Genomic DNA, 21,087 nt, shown 5'->3' with positions numbered 1-21,087 from the left:
TTCCATGCCGGATGTCCGTAACGACAGGCCCGGATTGAACAGCATCCACCAGCACAGACGCGGAAGATGCCTTCAGCGTTCCGAATTCGCCCTGATTCAACTCACCAATATTGGCAAAACCATCACAATGCAAAATTATCGGTTGCACGCAGGAAGATTTGGTTCCATATCCCGCCCCCACGCAGCAACGCACGTGCCACTGGCCCACTCGAGGTTACGCAACGACGTCAAGCGTTCTGGCCTTCAGGAATCCACTCTTTGTGGATTCCCGCTATTCGCCGGTCCGTTCGACCGTTTCGCAACACACTCGCAGGGCGATATCGTTCCCTGACGAGTCCGGTTCTGGGAATTGAGTGTCATGACTCCCAAAATCACCCGCTTCCTTGCCGAGCAACAGCCGGCAACCCCTTGCCTCGTCGTCGATCTCGACGTCGTCGGGGCGCATTACCGTGCCCTGCACGATGCACTCCCGGAAGCGAAAATCTACTACGCCATCAAGGCCAACCCGGCCCCGGCCATCCTCGATCGCCTCGTGGGCCTGGGCTCGTCCTTCGATGCCGCATCCATCGCGGAAATCCGGATGTGCCTGGACGCTGGCGCAACGCCGGACCGGATTTCCTACGGCAACACGCTGAAGAAAGCCGAATGGATCCGCGAAGCGCATGATCTGGGCATCAGCCTGTTCGTTTTCGACAGCATCGAAGAACTGGAAAAACTTGCAAAACACGCTCCCGGCGCGCGCGTTTTCTGCCGCCTCGCAGTCGAGAACGAAGGCGCGGACTGGCCCCTGTCGCGCAAGTTCGGCACCACGCTGGGCAACGCGCGCGCGCTGATGCTGCGTGCCCGTGAACTGGGCCTGAAGCCTTACGGCCTGTCCTTCCATGTCGGCAGCCAGCAGACGGGCGTTGCCGCTTACGATCATGCGATCGCCAAGGCGGCCGGCCTGTATCATGATCTGCGCGCGCAGGGCGTGAACCTCCAGATGCTCAATCTGGGTGGCGGGTTCCCGACGCATTACCGCGAGAACGTACCCTCCGTTCAGGATTTCGCCGACACGATCCATGCGTCCCTCAGGACACATTTCCCGGACGGTGCGCCTGAAATCCTGCTGGAGCCAGGCCGCTACATGGTCGGGCAGTCCGGCGTGGTGTCGAGCGAGGTCATCCTCGTCAGCCGTCGCGGCGGTGCCGTAACCGATCCGCGCTGGGTCTATCTTGATATCGGGCGCTTCGGTGGCCTGGCCGAGACGGAAGGTGAAGCCATCCGCTACACGTTCCGCACGTCCCGCGATTCAGACGACGCCAGCCGCTCCCCCTGCGTGGTCGCTGGCCCAAGCTGCGATGGCGTGGACATCATGTACGAGAAGAACCGCATTCCCCTCCCCGACTCTTTGGAATGTGGGGACCGCGTCGAGATCCTCGCCACGGGCGCATATGTCTCGACCTACGCCTCTGTGGGCTTCAACGGCTTCCCGCCGCTGGCCGAATATTACATCTGAAAACGCCCTCTCTCTGGACGCGGGCGTAAAGCCTTCCGATATGAAACAGACAGGCATTCCTGTCTGCCATCCTTGTGGAAGGTTTTTTCATGAAGCTCAGCGCACGTAACCAGCTCAAGGGCGCGACGACGTCCCACATCACCATCGATGTCAACGGCACGGTCATCACCAGCGCCATTACCAATGAAGCCGTCGCGGATCTTGGCCTCGAAGTCGGCAAAGAGGCCTATGCCGTCATCAAGGCTTCCAGCGTCATGGTCGGCGTAGACTGAGTGTTCAGGGACTGAGTGTTCAGGAAGCGCTTCGGGAGCCTCAGTTCCTGAAAGACGCTTCCAGCCCGGACTGGTATCCCAGCGCGGACAGCAGATCATCTGCGGAAATTTCGAGGTTCAGGCAGGCCAGCCAGCAGAACCCGACCACTCCGACAGCCAGCAGCAACAGACAGACCGTCATATGTTCCAGCTCCTCAAGTCCCCGGCGCTGCGGTGTTGCCCCGTTCCGGGCGGAGCGTCCACTCAGCGACATCATCAGTGCATCACCCGGCTGGCGCCATGCGACATGCCAGCATGTAAAGGCCCGCTATCCTGCGGCCACAGAACCCGCATGCGCGACGGGCTGACCGACCGCCAGCGGTTGATCGAGGACAGCGCCCCTCCCCCCGAAATCGTGGTCTCGTCTTTCAGCAGTTTCTTGGGCAGCCAGTGCCCGGCTCCTGCAAGACAGTCCGCCAGCAGGGTCAGCGCGGTGGCCAGGCAGCCCTGGACAAATCTGTCGGGGAAGACTTCTGCCAGAAGCACGAAAACCTCGCGCTGGCCCTCGTTCTGAGCCGCGATGATCCCGCGCAGGAAGCGTTCCTCCAGCGCCGTCAGGGACTGCATGCCCGGTGGGTTCACCGCAAGCCGTGGCTGATCCGCAACCTTCAGGAGATGGGTGGCGTCCGCAAAAGCTCCTTCCGCGGCATCGAGGGCCGGGCGGAAACAGACAGGAAACAGACCGTCGGTCGTTTTTGTCTCGGGACAGCCTGGCAGGCGGTAATGGCTGATGAGGCAGCGGATACTCCACAGCGCGAGGCGTTCACAGCAGCAGAGGTCGGACAGGGAAAGTGACAGCCGTGTCATGGGAAAACTCCGAATCAGCAGAACCGGAATCACCCTAATTGAGAATGATTTGCAATTACAACTTAAAAACGCTCCGCAGGGCATAAAGATATGGCCCCGCGGAAACGCTCAGTCAGTGATGATGGTGGCCGCAGCTTCCATGATCGTGACCGTGGCCATGATCGTGATCGTGCGTCCCCGTCTCCGAGACACGCGGCGCGGTCTGGCAGTGATGGCAGGCCACCCATTTGGCATCCCCGTCCAGATAGTGCTCTTTCTTCCAGACGGGCACGCGATGCTTGATCTCGTCGATGATGTAGCGACAGGCCCGGAACGCCGCATCCCGGTGCGGCGCCGAAACGCCGATCCAGACCGCGACATCCCCAACCTTCAGGCTGCCCGTGCGATGCATCGCCACGGCCTGGCTGATCTCGAAACGCTCCAGCGCCTCGGCCACGATCCGCTCGCCTTCGAGCTGGGCCAGCGCCTCATAGGATTCATATTCCAGACCATCCACCGGACGGCCCTCGTTCCTGTTGCGGACCCAGCCTTCAAACGTGCAGAATCCGCCTGCCTCAGCCAGATGCAGATCCTCGCGCAGCACGTTCAGGTCCACGGGCGCGGACGCCATGCGAAAGCGGCTCATCCGCCTGTCACCGGCGGAATGAACACGATATGGTCCCCGTCCTTCAACGTCTGTGTCCAGGGCGCAAAATCCCCGTTGATCGCCACGCGAAGCTTTGAGGCTTCAAATGGGAAAGCGTATTTCTCTCGCAGTTCCTCATAAAGCGGCCCCACGGTCGCGAAGGCGGTCTCAAGCGACTGCTCCCGCGTTCCGGCAAGCTCCCGGAGCTGCGCGAAATATTCCAGTGTCAGGCGAATCATCGGCCCTCCCGGCTGATCCTTCAGGCGCCGGGCCGCATCCTCGCGTTCCTCCGGCGTGTTGATGTTGTCGAGCGCACCATGCCGATGCGGCTCCAGCAGCTTCGTCGGGCTGTTGATCAGCAGTTTGCGCGGACAGATGCGCCCGCCCGCGACCTGCTTTTCCAGTCGATCAAGCGCCTCCGGCTCCCAGATGGCGCAGAGTGGTTCGGACAAGCCGTCATGCTCGCTGCGATAGGACACGGCCACATGCTCTCCATCCCTTGCGGCGATCAGGGTATCGAGCGTGCCGCGATCCAGCATCGGCAGATCACAGGCCAGAACCAGCCAGGCCACATCCGGATAATCCCGATGGGCCGACAGCAGCCCGGCCGTCGGTCCGTCAACGTCTACCGTATCGATGATCTGCGGAAAGCTGGAGCGCAGCGGGTCGGACGCCTGATCCGGCCTCACCGATACGAAACACCGCTCCACCACAGGCGTCAGAGCTTCGAACGCCGCCTGAAGCTGCGGTTTGCCATGATAATCGAGCGCGGCCTTGTCCGTTCCCATGCGTTTGCTGGCACCGCCCGCAAGGATCAGCCCGTAAAGTGGTGTCATGCTTCAATCCGCTGGAAGTCGCGCTTGCCGCCTGCTTTGCCCATCAGCCGGACCTCGCGGATGACCATGTCGTGGGACATGGCCTTGCACATGTCGTAAATCGTGAGTGCGGCAACAGAAGCCCCGGTCAGCGCCTCCATTTCCACGCCCGTCCGTCCCTTGCACGAGACGCGGCAGTCAATCACCGCCTCATCACCTTCGATCGTGATATCCACCCGGCAGCCACTGAGCGAGAGCGGATGACACAGCGGAATGAGCTGCGACGTCGATTTCACGCCCATCACGCCCGCAATCTGCGCCACGGTCAGCACCGCCCCCTTGGCCGTCATGAACCCGGCTTCAGACAAGGTCCGCGCCATTTCGGACGGAAAAACCAGACGCGCCTGGGCATGAGCGCTGCGTTCCGTCACATCCTTGCCGCTGATATCGACCATGCGCGGATCCTCGCCGCGCTCGTTGACATGGGTGAGCGTCTTCATCGTCTTCGATCTCCCGGTCTGGTCACCGATTCTAGCCGCCGATATAGTTCATCTCGATGCGGCGTCGTGCGGGCGCATCCGAAGAAGCGGCCCGTTCCTCACTATACCTGTCCGCCCGGCGGCGCCACACCTCGGCCAGTAAGTCGCGCAGGGCTGCGTCATCCGCATCGCTGCGTAAAAGCGTGCGCAGATCCGTGCCATCCGAGGCGAACAGACAGGTATAAAGCTGCCCTTCCGACGACAGCCGCGCCCGCGAGCAGTCCCCGCAGAATGGGGCGGTCACGGAGGAAATGAAGCCAACTTCCCCGGCTCCATCGCGATAGCGGTAGCGGCGCGCCACTTCTCCGCGATACTGTGCGTCCACCGCTTCAAGTGACCAGTGCGCATCAATCCGCTCCAGCAGTTCGCGCGATGGAACCACCTCCGCCCGCTCCCAGTGATTGCGCGTCCCGACATCCATATATTCGATGAATCGCAATACGACCCCCGTATGACGGAACCGTTCGGCCAGAGCCTCGACACCAGCATCGTTCAGCCCCCGCTGAATGACGGTATTGAGCTTCACGCCACCTGAAAATCCCGCCTGCGCGGCACTGTCGATCGCATCCAGAACCGGTTCAAGCTGCGCCCGTCCGCCACTCATCCGGGCAAAGACCGCCGGATCCAGACTATCGAGACTGACCGTCACGCGATTCAGCCCGGCTGCTTTCAGATCCCGGACATGCCGCTCCAGCAGAACCCCGTTCGTAGTCAGGGCAATGTCTTCCACACCCTCGATGGCGGCCAGACGCGCCACAAGTTCCGGCAGTTTCGGACGCAGCAACGGCTCCCCACCCGTCAGACGCAGCTTGCGGACACCAAGTGAGACCGCCACACGCGCCACACGCTCGATCTCGTCGAAGCTCAGGCGTTCTTTCGGCTCCAGAAAGCGGAAATGCTCGTGATAGGTCGCTTCCGGCATGCAGTACGGGCAGCGGAAATTGCAGCGGTCCATGACGGAAATCCGCAGATCATGCAGCGGACGGCTGAAACGATCGGTCAGGGCTGACGTCTGGTTACCAGCCATGAAACATCGCGGCTGTTCCACGGGGCGCCACACCGTCACCATGCGGCAGTTCCACAAATCCGTCCGTGGACGCCAGGAAGCTGAAATCTCCGGAGGTCGGCATCGGGCACGGTGTTGCCAGCGCCTGGCCCGTAGCGTCATGGCGGACTTTGACCGGCAGGAACCGGGTGAGAGTCGGGATCAGATCGGCCTCCGCATCGAGCATGACCGTATAAGGCTCGGGACGGCACAGCCGCTGCCCCGCCAGCAGCATGGGCATGACATACCGCACACCACAGGTCGTGGCAGACACCGGATTGCCCGGCAGACCGAACACGCGCTGTCCCTCTGGCCCCACACCAAACCAAAGCGGCTTGCCCGGACGCTGCGCCACCTTGTGGAAGACCCGCTCCACCCCGATTTTCGACAGCGCCCTGGGAACATGATCGAACGCCCCCATCGACACACCCCCGCTCAGGATCAGGACGTCATGACGCAAAAGCTGTTCACGAAGGGCCACGACCGTCTCCGCGAGATCATCGGAGACAACGGACCGCTCGATACAGTTGAACCCGCGCGACAGTAGCGCACCCGTCAGGGCGTATTCGTTGGAACGCCGGATTTCCCAGTCCCGCACCGACGCACTGACATCCACAAGCTCATCGCCCGTGGCCACGATCCCGATGGACGGAATCCGCGATACGCTGACCTGCGCATGACCATTTCCCGCCAGAACCGCGAGTGCGGGGCCATCAAGCCTCTGGCCTGGCGCGAGAAGCTCCCTGCCCGCCGCACAGTCGGAACCCCGGCGATGGATAAACTGCCCTTTGCGCGGCTCATAACCCTCTTCAAAGCGGATCAGCCGGCCTTCACGAACGAGACGTTCGACCGGAACGACCGTATCCGCACCTTCAGGCAGCACGGCACCCGTCATGACTTCGAGACAGGCATGTCCCTCCGGCAACACCTGACCGGGTGCGCCGGCACGCTGGATTCCGTGCGACACCAGCGCCGGACCGCTTCCGTGGCGGAAGGCAATGCCATCCATCATCACCCGGTCATAAGGTGGCTGGGCGCGTTCAGCGCGAACCGCCTGCTGGAGGATGCGCCCGGCTGCCATCGTCAGATCAACCGTCTCGGTCCCGAAGCTGCCGGCATAATCCAGCACAAGCTCCATGGCCCGTGTAACGCTCAGGAGTTCACTCATTTCCGCTCCGGTCGCTGCCGTGTCTGTTCCGCTGGCTGAAATGCCGACGCTGTATTCCCTGCCGATATAAACCTCATGGCCCAAGGATCAACAGTCTGAGGCTGAAAGGGTATGTCATAATCGTCTTTGGCGTTACCCTTATGCCTCCAAAGAGCATCAGGACCCCTCCATGACGGCCGTGGCACAGTTTTCTCCCCTTCCCCAGTGGCCGCTTTATGGCCTGACAGACGACCTGTTTCCCACACTGGAACGCTGGTCCGCTGAGGGGAAACGCGCGGCTCTGGCAACGCTGGTCAGCATCACCGGCTCTTCCCCCCGTCCGCTGGGGAGCGAAATGGCGATCTGCGAGAACGGTGAGGTTCAGGGCTATGTGTCCGGCGGCTGCGTGGAAGCGGCCGTACGCGCAGAGGCCCTGGAGTGCCTGAAAGACGGACAGTCGCGGATGCTGGATTATGGCGCGGGCAGCCCCGTTCTGGACATCCAGTTGACCTGCGGCGGCCGCATCGGGATTTTCGTGCGGGGCGTGCCGGACCTTCCCGCCCATGTCGCAGCCCTCAGAGCGGCCCGGGAGAACCGCAGGCCGGTCACGCTCCTGACCGATCTCGACACGGGCAACATGCGCTTCTGCGACGAGGCACGTCCAACTGGAAACGAGGCTGGTCGCTTCTTTCGCCAGTACCTGCCGCCCCTCCGCCTGATCCTCTCTGGCGGGGATCCCATTACGCTTGCGCTCCTGAGCCTGTCCCGCCTCATGGGACTCGAAACCATCCTGCTCCGGCCCTACGGCCCCCCCGAACCGCCGCCCGGCCTCTCGCCAGCATGCTATATCCGCGGCAGTCTGGACGCCGCTCTTCCCACGCTCGCACTCGATCGGTGGACGGCCGTCTACAGCCTGACGCATGACGCTCTTTTGGACCTGACGCTCACAGCCCATGCCCTGAAATCCGAGGCATTCTGCGTCAGCATTCTCGGAAGCCGGCGCAAGATTCCGGGCCGGCTTGAAGCCCTCAGGGCAGCCGGGGTCCCGGAAGACGCATTCAACCGCCTGCACCTGCCGGCGGGACTGGAGATCGGCGCCCGGACCCCGATGGAAATCGCGCTCTCCATCCTGACCCAGATGATCGCGACCCGTCCCCGATGAAACGCCATTCCGCCCTTCTTCTGGCCGCGGGGGGAAGCACCCGCCTCGGCCGTCCCAAACAGCTGCTGAACATCGGCGGTGTCCCTCTGGTGCGACATGCCGCCCGGCTCCTGCTGGCAACGCGACCGGAGCATCTTGTTGTCGTGACGGGCGGTGCTGAAACCGAGGTGCGACAGGCGCTTGCTGGGTTCGATGTCGTTCTGGTGCGGAATGAAAACTGGCGGACCGGCATGGCGTCATCGCTCAGATGCGGTCATCAGGCGCTCGCCGGGAACAGCCTCCCGCTCCTGATCGCTGGGACGGATCAGCCCTGCCTGACCGGGCGGCATCTTCATGGTCTTCTGGAACAGAACGCCGGTGGGAAAGATGTCATCACGTCTTATGGCGAAGACGGGCGGGGCATTCCGGTACTGCTGAGCCCGACAACCCAGCAGCGTATCCAGGACCTGCATGGCGATATCGGCCTGCGACAACTCTGGAAGAACACGCAAACTGCGCCGATCGGCGTCTGCGCGCCCGAACTCGGCTTCGATATCGACACACCAGAACAGCTTGATGCTGCGATTCGTGCCGGCTGGATCGACCGGGACTGAAAAGCCGGGCTCTTCACGAACCCGGCTGACAGGCGTCAGGAAATGCGGTGGATCCAGCCATGGACGTCGTTCGTCCGGCCGCCCTGCACATCCGTCAGGGTCTTCTTGAGCTGCTGCGAGACCGGACCGGGCGTCTTGCCGTCACCAAACACGGCCTCGCCCGTCGGGCGCACGAACTTGCCGATCGGCGAAAGAACCGCCGCCGTGCCGCAGGCGAAGGCTTCCGTGTACTTGCCCGAAGCCGCACCCGAGAAAAGCTCGTCGATATCGACCGGCTCCTCAACCATCTCGATCCCCTGATCGGCGGCAAGCTGGATCAGGCTGTTGCGGGTAATGCCACGCAGGATGGTGCCACCCAGAGGCGGGGTGACGATCTTGCCGTCCTTGCGAACGAACATCACGTTCATGCCGCCCATTTCCTCAACGAAGCGACGCTCCCGCGCATCGAGAAACAGGACCTGATCGCAGCCCTTGTCCCTGGCTTCAGCCTGCGCAATCAGGCTGCCGGCATAGTTACCGCCACACTTGGCTTCACCCGTGCCACCGATGGCCGCGCGCGTGTAGTGCTCGGACACCCAAACGGATACGCAGCCAGAGCTGAAATAGGCGCCGACCGGGCAGGCGATGACGATGAACAGGTATTCCGTCGCCGGCTTCACGCCCAGGAACACTTCGTTGGAAATCATGAACGGACGCAGATAAAGGCTCTGCCCCTCACCAGACGGCACCCAGTCCTGATCCACGCGAACCAGTTCATCCACGGCCTGAACGAACAGATCTTCCGGCAGCTCGGCCATACCCATGCGACGGGCGGATGCGGTAAAACGCGATGCATTGGCTTCGGGACGGAAGGTGGCGACATGGCCGTCCTTCTCACGATAGGCCTTCATGCCTTCGAAGATCTCCTGCCCGTAATGCAGGACCGTCGATGCCGGATCGATGCTCAGCGGACGGCGCGGCGTAATCTTCGCATCATGCCAGCCCTTGTCAGCGGAGTAGCTGATGAGAGCCATGTGATCGGTGAAAACACGCCCGAAAGCCGGGTTGGCGAGCAGTTCGGTCCGCTTGACGGGATCGGTCGGGTTTGCGGTCTTTTCAATGATGAAGGGGGTCATGGGGAAAACATCTTCCGAAGATTCTGGTCTCAAAAACAGCGGCTGCACTCTGCCATACATGCTTCCCGGTGGCGATACAGAAAGTTTATTCCATTTTTGATTTATTTATTGGAATTAAAATCCAAAATAGAAAGGTTTTTTGGCTTTTTATTCACGGGCAGGCTCATGCCCTCCGAAATCAGCCACAAAAAAACCCGGCCATCTCTGGCCGGGTTTTCCATCGTTCGAAAAGGCTGAAGGATCAGCGCTTCGAGAACTGGAAGGAACGACGTGCCTTCGCACGGCCGTACTTCTTACGCTCGACAATACGGCTGTCACGCGTCAGGAAGCCGGCAGCCTTCAGGATGCCACGCAGGCTCGGCTCATAGTACGTCAGTGCACGGGAGATACCGTGACGGACGGCGCCAGCCTGACCGGACAGACCACCACCGGTCACCGTGCAGTACACGTCGAACTGGTTGTAGCGGTCGGCAATCAGGAACGGCTGCGTCAGAAGCATGCGCAGAACCGGACGGGCGAAATACGTCGTGACCGGACGGCCGTTGACGATGATGTCACCCTTGCCTGGCTTGATCCACACGCGGGCCACGGCGTCCTTACGACGGCCGGTTGCGTAGGAACGGCCCTGGGCATCACGCTTGACTTCGTGAACCGGGGCAGCGTTGGAGGTAACGGCAGGAGCAACGCTCGCAAGGTCCTGCAGCGTGCCGGTGCGCTCTTGGGTCTCGGACATGATACAGGCCTTACGACTCGTGGGTTACGGTGTTTTTGCGGTTCATCGCAGCAACGTCCAGCTTGACGGGCTTCTGACCGTCATGCGGATGCTCGGAACCGGCATAGACATACAGATGCTTCATCTGGGCGCGCTGCAGAGGACCACGGGTGATCATGCGCTCAACGGCCTTCTCGACAACTTCACCCGGGTTCTTGCCCGTGAGACGCTGCGTGATGGTGCGCTCCTTGATACCGCCCGGATGACCCGTGTGGTAGTGGAACAGCTTCTGACCGACCTTGTTGCCCGTCAGAACGACCTTCTCGGCGTTGATGACGACGATGTTGTCGCCGCAATCAACATGCGGGGTGAACTGCGGCTTGTGCTTTCCGCGCAGGCGGGTGGCGATGATGGTGGCGAGACGGCCGAGAACGAGCCCTTCGGCGTCGATCAGCACCCAGTTCTTCGTCACCTCCGCTGGCTTCAGCGAACGTGTGGTCTTCATTAGTGACATTCCAGCTTGGGGTACGGCCAGGAGCCGCACCGTGGATGGCGCTTGCAGCGAAAACGGTGCCCGAAAGCATCCTTTCCTCCGGCGAAGCGGATCAGGTGGGGCCTTATTGCCGTCCTCAGCGCGCACGTCAAGCCCCGTTCACACATTGAATTATGTGATTCGCAGGAGTTTTCCGCCATTTCTGACCGCATGGTATCCTGTTACCGCAACAAAAACGATGTCTGCATTGCCCCCTACCGCGACAATGGTATCCTGCCGCCACGCAGACCGTTCGCGCCCGACGCCTGTGCGGGGCCGTTTCAGACAGGAACATCAACGTGAAAAGACCCTGGCTCACGGCGAGCCTGATTTCGGTAACGGCCGTGATCGGCATGGCCGGCGTTCACCACGAAGCCCATATGGAGCTGGTCCGCGGCCTTTCAAGCTTCCGCGCCGCCCTGCCGCCAGGGACGACATTTACTTATGGAAGCGCGCACCCGGCCATTCTCTCGCTGGGCGCGACCCTGACCGATATCACCCTGCGGGACGGTTCACTCACCCTGCGCGCCTCCCGGATGCGGCTGGGCCATCCCCGCCCGACACCGGATGGTGGCCTCTCCATCCGCGCCGTCGAAGTCCGCGAACCGTTCCTTCAGACGCCGACGCAGATCATCCATGGCAGCACGCTCAGCCTGCGCCAACTGGTCCTGCCGCCCTCCCGGCCCGCAACGGAAGGCCATTCCCGAATCGACCCGGCACATATCGCCCTTGCGCACGGACAGATCGAGCAGCTTTCGGTCCAGAACCTCGTCCCTTCGTCCTCACCCGGCCCGATCAACGTGCACAGCCTGTTTTCCGGTCGTCTCACGCTGGACAACTACGGCCCCGCCCTCGTCACGACGCTCCGCACCGAAGGTTCGACCATCGCGTACGAGCGGACCGTTCATGCCCCCGGTCAAGAGCCGCAGCTTGTCAGCGGACAAGCCAGTCTGGAGCGGCTGGACCTGAAGCAGAAGGATCTCGCCGCCCAGGTTGCCGCCCTGTGGGACCACCATCCCCTGCCGCCGCACATGGCGCCCCCCGAGAGTTTCGCGGCCCGCAATTTCAGACTGAGCATGACATCCGGCACAATCCGGCTTGATGAACTGCGCGGGACGGGAACGCTGGAGAACCAGACCGCGACCATGACGCAGGATCTGAAGGGCTTCCATTTCCAGAGCGACGAGAAGCTGCCCTTCCCGATCGACGGCGCCGGCTCGACCGCCCATTCTGTCCAGGTCTCGAATCTGGACGATCACACGTCCCAAACCCACGCATCCCTCACGGTCCCGGGTTTCATGACCCTGACGGCCAGTGCCCGGACCGTTCAGACGGATTTTGCGCAAGGCCATTCCTCTCCGCAGCAGATGCTCCAGTCGACGGCCCTGCAGAACGTGACCTTATCGCTGAAGGGAGACAGGCTTCTTGATACCGGTTTCGTCCTGTCCGCCCGGCAGGCCGGGAATGGCATGACGGCGGACCAGCTCCGTCAGCAGGCTGCGCAGGCCCTGCAGACGGCCCTTTCCGTCAATCCGGCCCTGAGCGCGATCCCGGATTATGTCGCCAATCCGGCTGGCCGCACCCTGACGGTAACCTATGCTTCCGGGACGCCCGTCTCCCTCCAGGTTCTCAATGATGCCTTCTCTTCGCCAGCTTCGATGCTGGCATTTCTTGCCTCCCCTGATCTGAAAGCCGCCGCGCAATGACGACCGGAAACATCCCGGACTTCTCTCTGCCCGCGAAGGGCCCGGTCTGCCTCATCGGCGCCAGTGGACGCTCTGGGTCCGCGCTCTGTCGCGCGCTTCTGGCTGAAGGACAGAAAATCATTGCCGTCGTGCGCAGTCAGGGCAATCTCGCGCCGGACATCGCCGAGGCCTGCCACGCCGTGCGCATCGCGGACCTCACGGACAGCGCCACACTGGCCCTGGCGTTCGAAGATGCGGCGGTTGTCGTCAACACCGCTCACGCGCGCCACCTGCCCGCCATTCTGGCCGCCACGACAGCCCCCATTGTGGCGCTGGGCAGCACACGCAAATTCACGCACTGGCCCGACGATCACGGACGGGGCGTTCTCGCGGGTGAGGCCGCCCTCAAGACCGACGGTCGCCCCTCGATCATCCTGCATCCGACCATGATCTATGGCGCCCAGGGCGAAGACAATGTCCAGCGGCTGGCGAAGCTTCTGGAACGTCTGCCCGTCATCCCTCTTCCGGGTGGTGGCCGCGCCCTCGTACAGCCCATCGACCAGCGGGACGTCACGCGCTGTCTGGTTTCGGCCATACACCTGATCCAGAACGGAGACGTCACGGGGCCGGAGAGCATCGTGATTGCTGGCCCGACGGCGGTGGCTTACCGGACATTCGTGCGCATGGTGCTGTATTTTGCGGGACTTGGCGGCCGTCCCATCATCTCCCTGCCGGGATGGATGCTCATGGCGCTGTCTCATCTGACCCGGCATATCCGCAGGCTGCCGCAGATCGCGCCGGAAGAGGTCCGCCGCCTTCTGGAAGACAAGAATTTCGATGTCGGCCCGATGGAACAGCGGCTGGGCGTCACCCCCGTTCCGCTCGCCAACGGGCTGCACCACCTCTTCGGCAACCGAACGCACCAGAAACAGGAGCCCTGATCCGCGAAGGATCAGGGCTTTCCTCCCGCATCAGTTCCGGGAATAGACGTCCTCAATCCGGACGATATCGTCTTCCCCAAGGTAAGGTCCGGACTGCACTTCAATGAGTGTCAGCGGAATCCGCCCCGGATTCTCAAGCCGATGAACACAGCCCAGCGGCAGATAGACGCTCTCGTTTTCACGCACCATGATCTGGTCAGCGTCACGGGTGACGACTGCCGTGCCGCCCACGACCACCCAGTGCTCAGCGCGATGGAAATGCTTCTGCAATGAGAGTTTCTGTCCCGGCTCGACCACGATCCGCTTGACCTGGAACCGGTCCGCCTGAATGAGGCTCTCATAGAACCCCCACGGGCGATACATGCGGTTATGGGCCACCGCTTCCTTGCGCCCGGCCTTCTTCAGGCGGCTGACCATGTGCTTGACGTCCTGCGTCCGGTCACGATGCGAGACCATGACGGCGTCCTGCGTCACGACGACGATCAGATCTTCCACACCCGCGACCGTGGCCACGATTCCGTCCGAGCGGACATAGCAGTTCCGCGCGTCATCGAGGAAAACATCCCCGAACGTGGCGTTCCCCGCCTCATCCTTGGAGGACAGTTCCCACAGCGCGTCCCAACTGCCAATATCCGACCAGCCAAAGGTTCCGGGCACCACAGCCGCCCGCTTCGTGCGCTCGGCCACGGCATAATCCACCGAGATATCCGGCGCCTGACGAAAGCTTGCATCGTCCAGCCGGTCGAAATCGAGATCGCTCCGGCGGGCCCGGACGGCCTGTCCGACATGCTCGTGGAGCGCGGGCTCGAAGGTCTGGATTTCAGAGAGGAAAACACTGGCCTGAGTGACGAACATGCCGGAATTCCACAGATACCGGCCATCACGGAAAAATTCTTCCGCCCTGGCGGCATCCGGCTTCTCGACAAAGCGTGAAACTTCGTAAACGCCTTCGAGGCCCGGAAGAATCGCGCCACTCTCGATATAGCCATAGCCCGTTTCAACGCGCGTCGGCTTCATTCCGAACGTCACAATCCTCCCCTGTTCCGCTGCGGTGATCGCATGCCCCAGCGCGGCGTAGAGGGCTGTCTCATCGGTAATGGCCGCATCCGCCGCCATGATCCAAAGAACAGCATCCGGATCTGTCTCGGCCACCAGGAACGCGGCCGCCGCGATGGCCGGAGCAGAATTGCGGCCCACGGGTTCGAGAACGATGCGGGCGTTTTCAACGCCGACATCCCGAAGCTGTTCCGCGACAATGAAGCGATGCTCGGCATTACAGATCACGATCGGATCTGCCAGCCCTGCCCGCGCGCCACGCAGCGCCGTTTCCTGGATCAGGGTATGCTTCGACAGGAGAGGCCAGAACTGCTTGGGATAACTGCTACGCGAAACCGGCCACAGACGACTGCCTGATCCACCGGAAAGAATGACTGGAACGATCTTCTGGGACATGGGGGCTTACGCTTTTTCATCTAGAAGATGGGGGCCGTGAGGCTTCCCCGATGGGCAGGCATCCTACATGAAGGTCTCAACCTTTCCAATTTTGCCTCCTGCTCCTGTCCTGCCCCCAATCATGAGCGCCCCATCAGAAAAGATATTTCCGAAAATCTGAAACATTGACTGTCGGTACAAGCAGGTTTTCTTATCCACGAAGAAGAATCCGCCTCACCGGAGCAGAAACAGACTCATGAAACAGAACATTTTCTCCTCCGGTATTCTTCTGGCGCTTCTGGGCTATGCCGCTTTTTCAATCAGTGATGCCTGTTCAAAAGGTCTCGGGGGGCATCTGGATCCTTTTGAAGTCGCATTTTCAGGCGGTGTCTTCGGCTTCATTCTGCTGCCTTTCATCCGTCGCCCGGACGAACCCTATTCCGATATTTTCGCGACAACCCGGCCGGGAATGTGGATTCTGCGCGCGGTTTCGACATTCGTCTCGACGGCCGCGAGCGTCATGGCCTTCATGCTGCTGCCCATGCCAGAAGCCCTGTCGCTGATGTTCCTGATGCCCTTCTTCGTCACCATCATTTCCGTGACGATCCTCAAGGAAAAGGTCTCGTTCTGGACATGGCTGTCCGTCGCAGTCGGATTTCTCGGGGTGCTGATCGTCCTGCGTCCCGGCGCACGGACGTTCCATCTGGGACATGTCTGCGCCATCGTCGCCGCCCTTGCCAATGCCAGCAGCGTCGTGGCCTACCGACTGGCGGGAGATGGCAGCGCACGACTTTCCCTGTTCGGATCAAGCCTGTTCGGTCCGCTGATCGGCGACGGACTTCTGATGATCGCCCACGCATCCTGGCCCCATGGCTGGAAGATCTGGTCCATCCTGTTCGGCTACGGTTTTCTCGCCGCCTTGGGTCAGCTTTTCATGATGATGGCCACAGCCGTCGCGCCTGCGAACCGTGTGGCACTTCCGCAATACAGCCAGATGGTCTGGGCGGTTGCGTTCAGCTACCTGCTGTTCAACCAGCCCCTGGACAACTGGACTTTCGTGGGGATCGTGGTCGTCACACTCTCGGGCATGCTGAACTGGATCCGTCAGAAACTGCGCTTCGAGCGCATGGCTCTGGAAGAACACTGGGAACGCCGACACCACCAACAGGCCGATGTCGCAAAACCCTGAGAACCATAACTGAATTTTGCACGAGGATCGCTGGGGCGAATGACGGGGATCGAACCCGCGACAACCGGTACCACAAACCGGCGCTCTACCAACTGAGCTACATCCGCCACACAGCGACGCCTTCTCTAAAGGAAGGTTGGGCCCGTCGTCCAGTCCTTTGACGCATTTTTTTTACGCCGTGTTTTTTACGCTCCGGACACTTCATCGGTGTATCGGCTCCAAAGCATTCAACATGCTCCACTGTCATGGTCGCAGGAATCAACGGCGTCCCGATCAGATGGAGCGCCACCACGTTGGAGCAGATTCCCTTCTTGCCCGGAATCTGCGCCGGATGACGGACTGTCTGTTCCGCCCCGGCACAAACACGTCGCCCGCTGTTCGATTCGTAATGGGAACATCCCGCTCCGGCGGGTACTCCTGCCACTTCCAGACCTTCAATCCCAAACCGGGCTGGGCTATACTATGTGCCTCATTGCCGCGCCGGGCCTGAATACGTCGCACCCTGTTCACGTCCTGCCCGCAAGGATTCTTCATGACTCCCGCTCTCTATCGTCGCCAGTGGGCACAGAACCCGCTGCGCGAAGTGCTGGCCGGAATGGTTGGCACTTTTGCCCTCATCCCTGAGGTCATCGCCTTTTCTTATATCGCAGGCGTCTCCCCGTCCGTCTCGCTGTTCGCATCCTTCGTCATTTCCGTCTCCATCGCCATTTTCGGCGGGCGTCCAGGCATGATTTCTGGCGCCGCCGGTTCGGTGGCTTTGGTCGCGGCCCCTCTGGTTCACACTCATGGCGTGCAGGCCATGCTGCTCGCCACGCTTGTCGCCGGCGCGTTTCAGGTGATCTTCGGGCTGCTGCGCTTTCAGGCCGTCATGCGGTTCGTATCCGCCGAAGTCCGCACCGGCTTCGTCAACGCCCTGGCGATCATGATCTTCTCCGCACAGGTTCCACAGATGCTTGGCGTCACCTGGCATACCTATGCCCTGATCGCTCTGGGCCTCGTCATCATCTATCTGCTGCCACGCCTGTCGGACGCCATCCCCTCGCCCCTGATCTGCATCATCGTACTCACCACGATCACGATGTTCTATCCGATGCCCGTCCATACCGTGGCGGACCTCGGAGACCTTCCCACCGGCCTGCCCAGCCTGACTTTTCCCCACATTCCCCTGAACTGGGCCACATGGTCCGTCGTGCTGCCTTACGCGCTGGCCATGGCCGCCGTAGGCCTGCTGGAATCGATGATGACGGCCTCTGTTGTCGATGACATCACCGACACACACGGCGACCAGCGCATGGAATGCACGGGCCTCGGCATTTCCAACATTCTCGTCGGCGCTTTCGGTGGCATCGCGGGTTGCGGCATGATCGGACAGACCGTCGGCAACCTGCGCTATGGCGGACGCGGGCGCCTCTCCACATTCACGGCAGGAGCGTTCCTTCTGGCGCTCATGGTTCTGCTGCATCGCTGGGTCGGACAGGTTCCGATGGCTGCCCTCGTTGCCATCATGATCATGGTCTCCGCCAGCACATTCTCCTGGAACAGCCTGCGCGACCTGACCCGCCATCCGCGTCTGTCCAGCCTGACCATGCTCGTCACCGTCGTCGTGGTCATCATGACCCACGATCTGGCTGCGGGCGTTGCGGTCGGTGTCATGCTCTCGGGCGTGTTCTTCGCCTGGCATGCCGCAAACCTCCTGCGCGTCACGGAAGAGCGATCGGGCGAAACGCTGACATACCGGGCGTCCGGACAGGTCTTTTTCGCATCCGCAGACAGCCTGTCCGCTGCCATCGACTATCATACTGATGCAAAGACCGTGGTTCTTGACCTCACCCATGCCCGTTTCTGGGACATCACTTCAGTGCAGGTTCTGGAGAAAATCATCGGCAAGCTCCGCTCCCACGGCCACAGGGTCGAAGTCACGGGGCTTCACCCCGACCCGCACGGCATCATCGCCACGCAATCGAACGAAAACCTGCTCGCACTGTAAGGGCTAACAGGCACGGCAGCCGCCCCCGCCGGATGCGTGACTGTTATAGCCGCATCCCGGATGGTCGGGAGCAGTTCTTCGGCCCATCTCATTCAGAGGCAGCCGGCCGCAATCTGTAATTCCGTCCAATCTTTAATCTGACCGTAACGAGTCACCCATACCCCTGCCTCCGTACTGACGATAAGAAGAGATCATGGAGCCGCCTCAACCGCCCCCGCCAGCTTTAGCGCGCAAGAATTCGCGCGATCACCGCGTGGATGCGCTGCGCGGCATCGCGCTGCTGATGATGCTTGTGGATCATGTTCCCGATAATCTGCTCAACCGCATCACCATCCGCAATTTCGGCTTCGCGGACGCAGCCGAGATCTTCGTCATGCTGGCGGGCTATGCGTCCTATCTGGCCTATGGTCGCCTGATCGACCGGCAGGGCTGGCAAACCGGCATCTTTCGCATCCTGGCCCGATGCCTCAGACTGTATCTGTACCAGACCGGCATGACGCTGGTTTTCGTCTGGACCGTCCGCCAGTGGCGGCACTACCAGCCCCTGCCCGAATACACGATCGAACCCCAGCTTGCGCATGGCTATAGCTGGCTGTGGCGTATCCTGACCTTCGATGCCCTGCCGAGCTATCTGAACATCCTGCCGCTTTATGTCGTACTTCTGGCGCTGTTCCCGCTGATCTACCGGATTCTCAAGCGCAGCGTATGGCTGCTGCTGACGCTCAGCATCGGGATCTGGGCCATTGCCAATCTGGACCCGCGCATCACCATCCCGAACTGGCTTGATCCCAATGGCTGGTATCTCAACCCGTTCGGCTGGCAGTTCCTCTATATCCTGGGGATTCTGGGCGCGGTCTGGGCCTCGAAACACAATGGTGATCTGCCCTATCGCCCCTGGGCCAAGGCCCTGTGCCTAACCTATCTGGCGGGCGCTTTCGTGCTGTGCTTTCCGTATGAATACTGGCACGTCCCGTTTCTGCGGATTTTTCCGGCCCCGCCCAATACAGGCAAATCCACGCTCGCCATCTGGCGCCTGCTGGACATCATGGCGATCTTCTATCTGGTGCAGTCGTCCAAGGCCCTGCGCCGCATTTCAGCCGACCGGATCGGTCAGGGCCTCGCCCTGCTCGGGCGGAATTCGCTGGAAGTCTTTGCGTGCGGCACGGTACTGGACCTGCTGGGACGACTGATGTTCGCGAGCTTCGGCATCAACCTGTGGGACCAGCTTGTGATGAACGCGGTCGGCCTCGGCCTGACCTACGCACTGGCCATCCCGCTGGACCGCGCCCGTCAGCGGGCCAAAGCCGCCCGCCTGCCTTCGGGCCCGACACGCCCCGTGCCAGCGCCCGAATAGCGGCGTTCGTTCAGCCTTCCTGCTGTATAATACGGTTCGGATGGAGCAGTTCGAACCGCTCCAGATCCGCCGAGAAAAGACGGACCTGCACGTCCATCCCGTCTTCCAGGTCCGTCCGCCCGACCACTTCACCATGCTGGTAAAGCCAGGCGAGGGCCGCGCCGTCCGTGATCGGAAGACGGACATCCACGGATTTCATTGATCGCGTCAGGTACTGGTCCAGGATCTCGAAAAGATCCGGCAGTCCCTCGCCGGTGATGGCCGAAATTGCCACCGCGTTCTCACGCTTCGGCACGGCCTCGACGCCGCCGACCAGATCGGCCTTGTTCAGCACTTCGATCGTACGGTCCGGCCAGTGCGCGTCGAGCATCCCATCCCGCACCATGCCGTCCAGCACGTTGAGCACGTCCGCCCGCTGCGCCACACTATCGGGGTGCGAAATATCGCGCACATGCAGGATCACGTCCGCCTGCGCCACTTCCTCAAGCGTCGCCCGGAAAGCCGCGATCAGTTCGGTGGGCAGTTCACTGATGAAGCCCACCGTATCGGACAGGATCACATTGCGGCCCGATGGCAGGCGAAGCCCGCGCATCGTCGGGTCCAGCGTGGCGAAAAGCTGGTCCTGCGCATGGACGGACGCCCCGGTCAGGGCATTGAACAGCGTGGATTTGCCCGCATTGGTGTACCCCACGAGCGCAACGACCGGGAACGGCACGCGCTTGCGGGATTCTCGATGCAGGCCGCGCGTGCGACGCACCTGTTCCAGCTCTTTTCTGATCTTGCCGATCCGCTCGGCCAGCATCCGGCGATCCGCTTCCATCTGCGTCTCACCCGGACCGCCAAGGAAGCCGAAGCCACCGCGCTGACGCTCAAGATGGGTCCACAGCCGCACAAGCCGCGAGCGCTGGTATTCCAGATGGGCGAGCTCGACCTGAAGCACACCTTCACGGGTCGCCGCGCGCGCGCCGAAGATATCGAGGATCAGCCCGGTCCGGTCCACAACCTTGCAGCCCAGAGCTTTTTCGAGGTTACGCTGCTGGCCGGGCGAGAGGCGGGCATCGATGACGACCACATCCACATTATCCAGCTTCACCGCCTCGGCAAGCTGCTCGACCTGACCGCTCCCCAGAAGGGTTGAAGGACGCCGCGCACGCAGCAGGATCGCCGCCTGGCGCACCACCACAAGCCCGATCGACGCGGTCAGACCGACCGCTTCCTCAAGCCGCGCATCAGCCGCGCGAATTTCCTCCTGCGGTCCCGACTTCTCCCAGGGCAGGATGACAGCCGCACGGGTTGCGGGTTTTTTGGTGTCGAAACCGCTCAAAGTTCTTCTTCCACAAAATGGGACATGGCCGCCACCGGCATGATCGTGCTGACGGCATGTTTGTAAACAAGCTGCACATGGCCATCACGACGGAGCAGCAGGGTATGCGCATCGGATTGGGCAACGATGCCCTGAAGCTTCACACCGTTGACCAGAAAAACGGTCACGGACGCTTCCGTCCTGCGCAGATGATCGAGAAAGACCTCCTGCACGACGCGGGGTCCGGCAGAGGACGGGGATTCTGGGGTCACGCTGTTATCAGTCGACTGAAGGAA

General features: G+C 61.7%; 22 protein-coding genes and 1 tRNA gene. 9 read left to right on the top strand and 14 right to left on the bottom strand.

What is annotated here, in order from left to right:
- Positions 1-358 precede the first annotated feature (358 nt).
- Both GFJ39_RS08220 and GFJ39_RS08215 read left to right on the top strand, forming a co-directional pair.
- The gene (locus tag GFJ39_RS08220; RefSeq protein ID WP_153430883.1) at positions 359-1,498 is read left to right on the top strand and encodes a type III PLP-dependent enzyme; all 1,140 of its coding nucleotides are present in this window, start codon (positions 359-361) and stop codon (positions 1,496-1,498) included.
- A gap of 89 nt (positions 1,499-1,587) precedes the next feature.
- Positions 1,588-1,770 carry a TOBE domain-containing protein gene (locus tag GFJ39_RS08215; RefSeq protein WP_153430882.1) on the top strand — a complete coding sequence of 61 codons (183 nt, stop codon included), beginning with the start codon at positions 1,588-1,590 and terminating at the stop codon, positions 1,768-1,770.
- A gap of 40 nt (positions 1,771-1,810) precedes the next feature.
- On the opposite strand, the gene GFJ39_RS08210 is transcribed toward GFJ39_RS08215, so the two are convergent.
- The 7 genes from GFJ39_RS08210 to GFJ39_RS08180 form a co-directional block, all read right to left on the bottom strand.
- Positions 1,811-2,026, bottom strand: coding sequence for a hypothetical protein (locus GFJ39_RS08210; RefSeq protein ID WP_153430881.1), 216 nt, complete (start codon positions 2,024-2,026; stop codon positions 1,811-1,813).
- Positions 2,026-2,616: a hypothetical protein gene (locus GFJ39_RS08205; protein ID WP_228391851.1), complete on the bottom strand. Its 591-nt coding sequence runs from the start codon at positions 2,614-2,616 to the stop codon at positions 2,026-2,028. The genes GFJ39_RS08210 and GFJ39_RS08205 overlap by 1 nt, the downstream gene beginning before the upstream one ends.
- A 112-nt stretch (positions 2,617-2,728) precedes the next feature.
- Positions 2,729-3,241, bottom strand: a complete 513-nt coding sequence (locus GFJ39_RS08200; protein ID WP_153430879.1) for a molybdenum cofactor biosynthesis protein MoaE — start codon at positions 3,239-3,241, stop codon at positions 2,729-2,731.
- Positions 3,238-4,077 (bottom strand): NTP transferase domain-containing protein, encoded by an 840-nt coding sequence (locus GFJ39_RS08195; protein ID WP_153430878.1) that lies wholly within the window; start codon positions 4,075-4,077, stop codon positions 3,238-3,240. Before GFJ39_RS08195 ends, GFJ39_RS08200 begins: the two co-directional genes overlap by 4 nt.
- Positions 4,074-4,556 (bottom strand): cyclic pyranopterin monophosphate synthase MoaC, encoded by a 483-nt coding sequence (gene moaC / locus GFJ39_RS08190; RefSeq protein WP_153430877.1) that lies wholly within the window; start codon positions 4,554-4,556, stop codon positions 4,074-4,076. Before moaC ends, GFJ39_RS08195 begins: the two co-directional genes overlap by 4 nt.
- Before the next feature lie 31 nt (positions 4,557-4,587).
- Positions 4,588-5,622, bottom strand: a complete 1,035-nt coding sequence (moaA, locus tag GFJ39_RS08185) for a GTP 3',8-cyclase MoaA (RefSeq protein ID WP_153430876.1) — start codon at positions 5,620-5,622, stop codon at positions 4,588-4,590.
- The gene (locus tag GFJ39_RS08180) at positions 5,612-6,808 is read right to left on the bottom strand and encodes a molybdopterin molybdotransferase MoeA (RefSeq protein ID WP_153430875.1); all 1,197 of its coding nucleotides are present in this window, start codon (positions 6,806-6,808) and stop codon (positions 5,612-5,614) included. The genes moaA and GFJ39_RS08180 overlap by 11 nt, the downstream gene beginning before the upstream one ends.
- Positions 6,809-6,977: 169 nt before the next feature.
- Between GFJ39_RS08180 and GFJ39_RS08175 the strand changes: the two genes are divergently transcribed.
- Both GFJ39_RS08175 and GFJ39_RS08170 read left to right on the top strand, forming a co-directional pair.
- Positions 6,978-7,949 carry an XdhC family protein gene (locus GFJ39_RS08175; RefSeq protein WP_153430874.1) on the top strand — a complete coding sequence of 324 codons (972 nt, stop codon included), beginning with the start codon at positions 6,978-6,980 and terminating at the stop codon, positions 7,947-7,949.
- Positions 7,946-8,542 carry a nucleotidyltransferase family protein gene (locus tag GFJ39_RS08170; RefSeq protein WP_153430873.1) on the top strand — a complete coding sequence of 199 codons (597 nt, stop codon included), beginning with the start codon at positions 7,946-7,948 and terminating at the stop codon, positions 8,540-8,542. Before GFJ39_RS08175 ends, GFJ39_RS08170 begins: the two co-directional genes overlap by 4 nt.
- A gap of 35 nt (positions 8,543-8,577) precedes the next feature.
- Here GFJ39_RS08170 and GFJ39_RS08165 read toward each other — a convergent pair whose 3' ends face one another.
- The 3 genes from GFJ39_RS08165 to rplM all read right to left on the bottom strand — a co-directional run bounded on the left by GFJ39_RS08165 (position 8,578) and on the right by rplM (position 10,874).
- Positions 8,578-9,657 carry a branched-chain amino acid aminotransferase gene (locus GFJ39_RS08165; protein WP_153430872.1) on the bottom strand — a complete coding sequence of 360 codons (1,080 nt, stop codon included), beginning with the start codon at positions 9,655-9,657 and terminating at the stop codon, positions 8,578-8,580.
- A 241-nt stretch (positions 9,658-9,898) separates the two neighbouring features.
- On the bottom strand, positions 9,899-10,390 hold the full coding sequence (rpsI, locus tag GFJ39_RS08160) for a 30S ribosomal protein S9 (protein ID WP_011252035.1): 492 nt from the start codon (positions 10,388-10,390) through the stop codon (positions 9,899-9,901).
- Between the two features lie 10 nt (positions 10,391-10,400).
- Positions 10,401-10,874 (bottom strand): 50S ribosomal protein L13, encoded by a 474-nt coding sequence (gene rplM, locus GFJ39_RS08155; RefSeq protein ID WP_011252036.1) that lies wholly within the window; start codon positions 10,872-10,874, stop codon positions 10,401-10,403.
- Between the two features lie 326 nt (positions 10,875-11,200).
- On the opposite strand from rplM, the gene GFJ39_RS08150 reads away from it, so the two are divergent.
- Entirely contained in the window at positions 11,201-12,607 is a 1,407-nt protein-coding gene (locus GFJ39_RS08150) for a hypothetical protein (RefSeq protein ID WP_153430871.1), read from the top strand.
- Positions 12,604-13,527: an SDR family oxidoreductase gene (locus GFJ39_RS08145; protein WP_153430870.1), complete on the top strand. Its 924-nt coding sequence runs from the start codon at positions 12,604-12,606 to the stop codon at positions 13,525-13,527. Before GFJ39_RS08150 ends, GFJ39_RS08145 begins: the two co-directional genes overlap by 4 nt.
- Positions 13,528-13,557: 30 nt before the next feature.
- Here GFJ39_RS08145 and GFJ39_RS08140 read toward each other — a convergent pair whose 3' ends face one another.
- On the bottom strand, positions 13,558-14,979 hold the full coding sequence (locus GFJ39_RS08140) for a mannose-1-phosphate guanylyltransferase/mannose-6-phosphate isomerase (protein WP_153430869.1): 1,422 nt from the start codon (positions 14,977-14,979) through the stop codon (positions 13,558-13,560).
- 235 nt (positions 14,980-15,214) lie between these two features.
- Here GFJ39_RS08140 and GFJ39_RS08135 point away from each other — a divergent pair, with 235 nt between their 5' ends.
- Positions 15,215-16,147 carry a DMT family transporter gene (locus GFJ39_RS08135; RefSeq protein ID WP_153430868.1) on the top strand — a complete coding sequence of 311 codons (933 nt, stop codon included), beginning with the start codon at positions 15,215-15,217 and terminating at the stop codon, positions 16,145-16,147.
- 31 nt (positions 16,148-16,178) lie between these two features.
- On the opposite strand, the gene GFJ39_RS08130 is transcribed toward GFJ39_RS08135, so the two are convergent.
- Positions 16,179-16,254 (bottom strand) — tRNA-His (locus GFJ39_RS08130).
- 425 nt (positions 16,255-16,679) lie between these two features.
- Between GFJ39_RS08130 and GFJ39_RS08125 the strand changes: the two genes are divergently transcribed.
- Both GFJ39_RS08125 and GFJ39_RS08120 read left to right on the top strand, forming a co-directional pair.
- Positions 16,680-18,134, top strand: coding sequence for a SulP family inorganic anion transporter (locus tag GFJ39_RS08125; RefSeq protein WP_153430867.1), 1,455 nt, complete (start codon positions 16,680-16,682; stop codon positions 18,132-18,134).
- Positions 18,135-18,327: 193 nt separating this feature from the next.
- Positions 18,328-19,488, top strand: coding sequence for an OpgC family protein (locus GFJ39_RS08120; protein WP_153430866.1), 1,161 nt, complete (start codon positions 18,328-18,330; stop codon positions 19,486-19,488).
- Positions 19,489-19,498: 10 nt separating this feature from the next.
- Here the strand turns inward: GFJ39_RS08120 and hflX are convergent, their stop codons facing one another.
- Both hflX and hfq read right to left on the bottom strand, forming a co-directional pair.
- Positions 19,499-20,812, bottom strand: coding sequence for a GTPase HflX (hflX, locus tag GFJ39_RS08115; RefSeq protein ID WP_153430865.1), 1,314 nt, complete (start codon positions 20,810-20,812; stop codon positions 19,499-19,501).
- On the bottom strand, positions 20,809-21,024 hold the full coding sequence (gene hfq, locus GFJ39_RS08110) for an RNA chaperone Hfq (protein WP_457851931.1): 216 nt from the start codon (positions 21,022-21,024) through the stop codon (positions 20,809-20,811). Before hfq ends, hflX begins: the two co-directional genes overlap by 4 nt.
- Between the last annotated feature and the right edge of the window lie 63 nt (positions 21,025-21,087).

This window comes from Gluconobacter aidae, from assembly GCF_009547075.1.
Lineage (GTDB): Bacteria > Pseudomonadota > Alphaproteobacteria > Acetobacterales > Acetobacteraceae > Gluconobacter > Gluconobacter aidae.
Note: the sequence above shows the minus strand (reverse complement) of the source record. Positions and strands in the feature narration are given on the sequence as shown.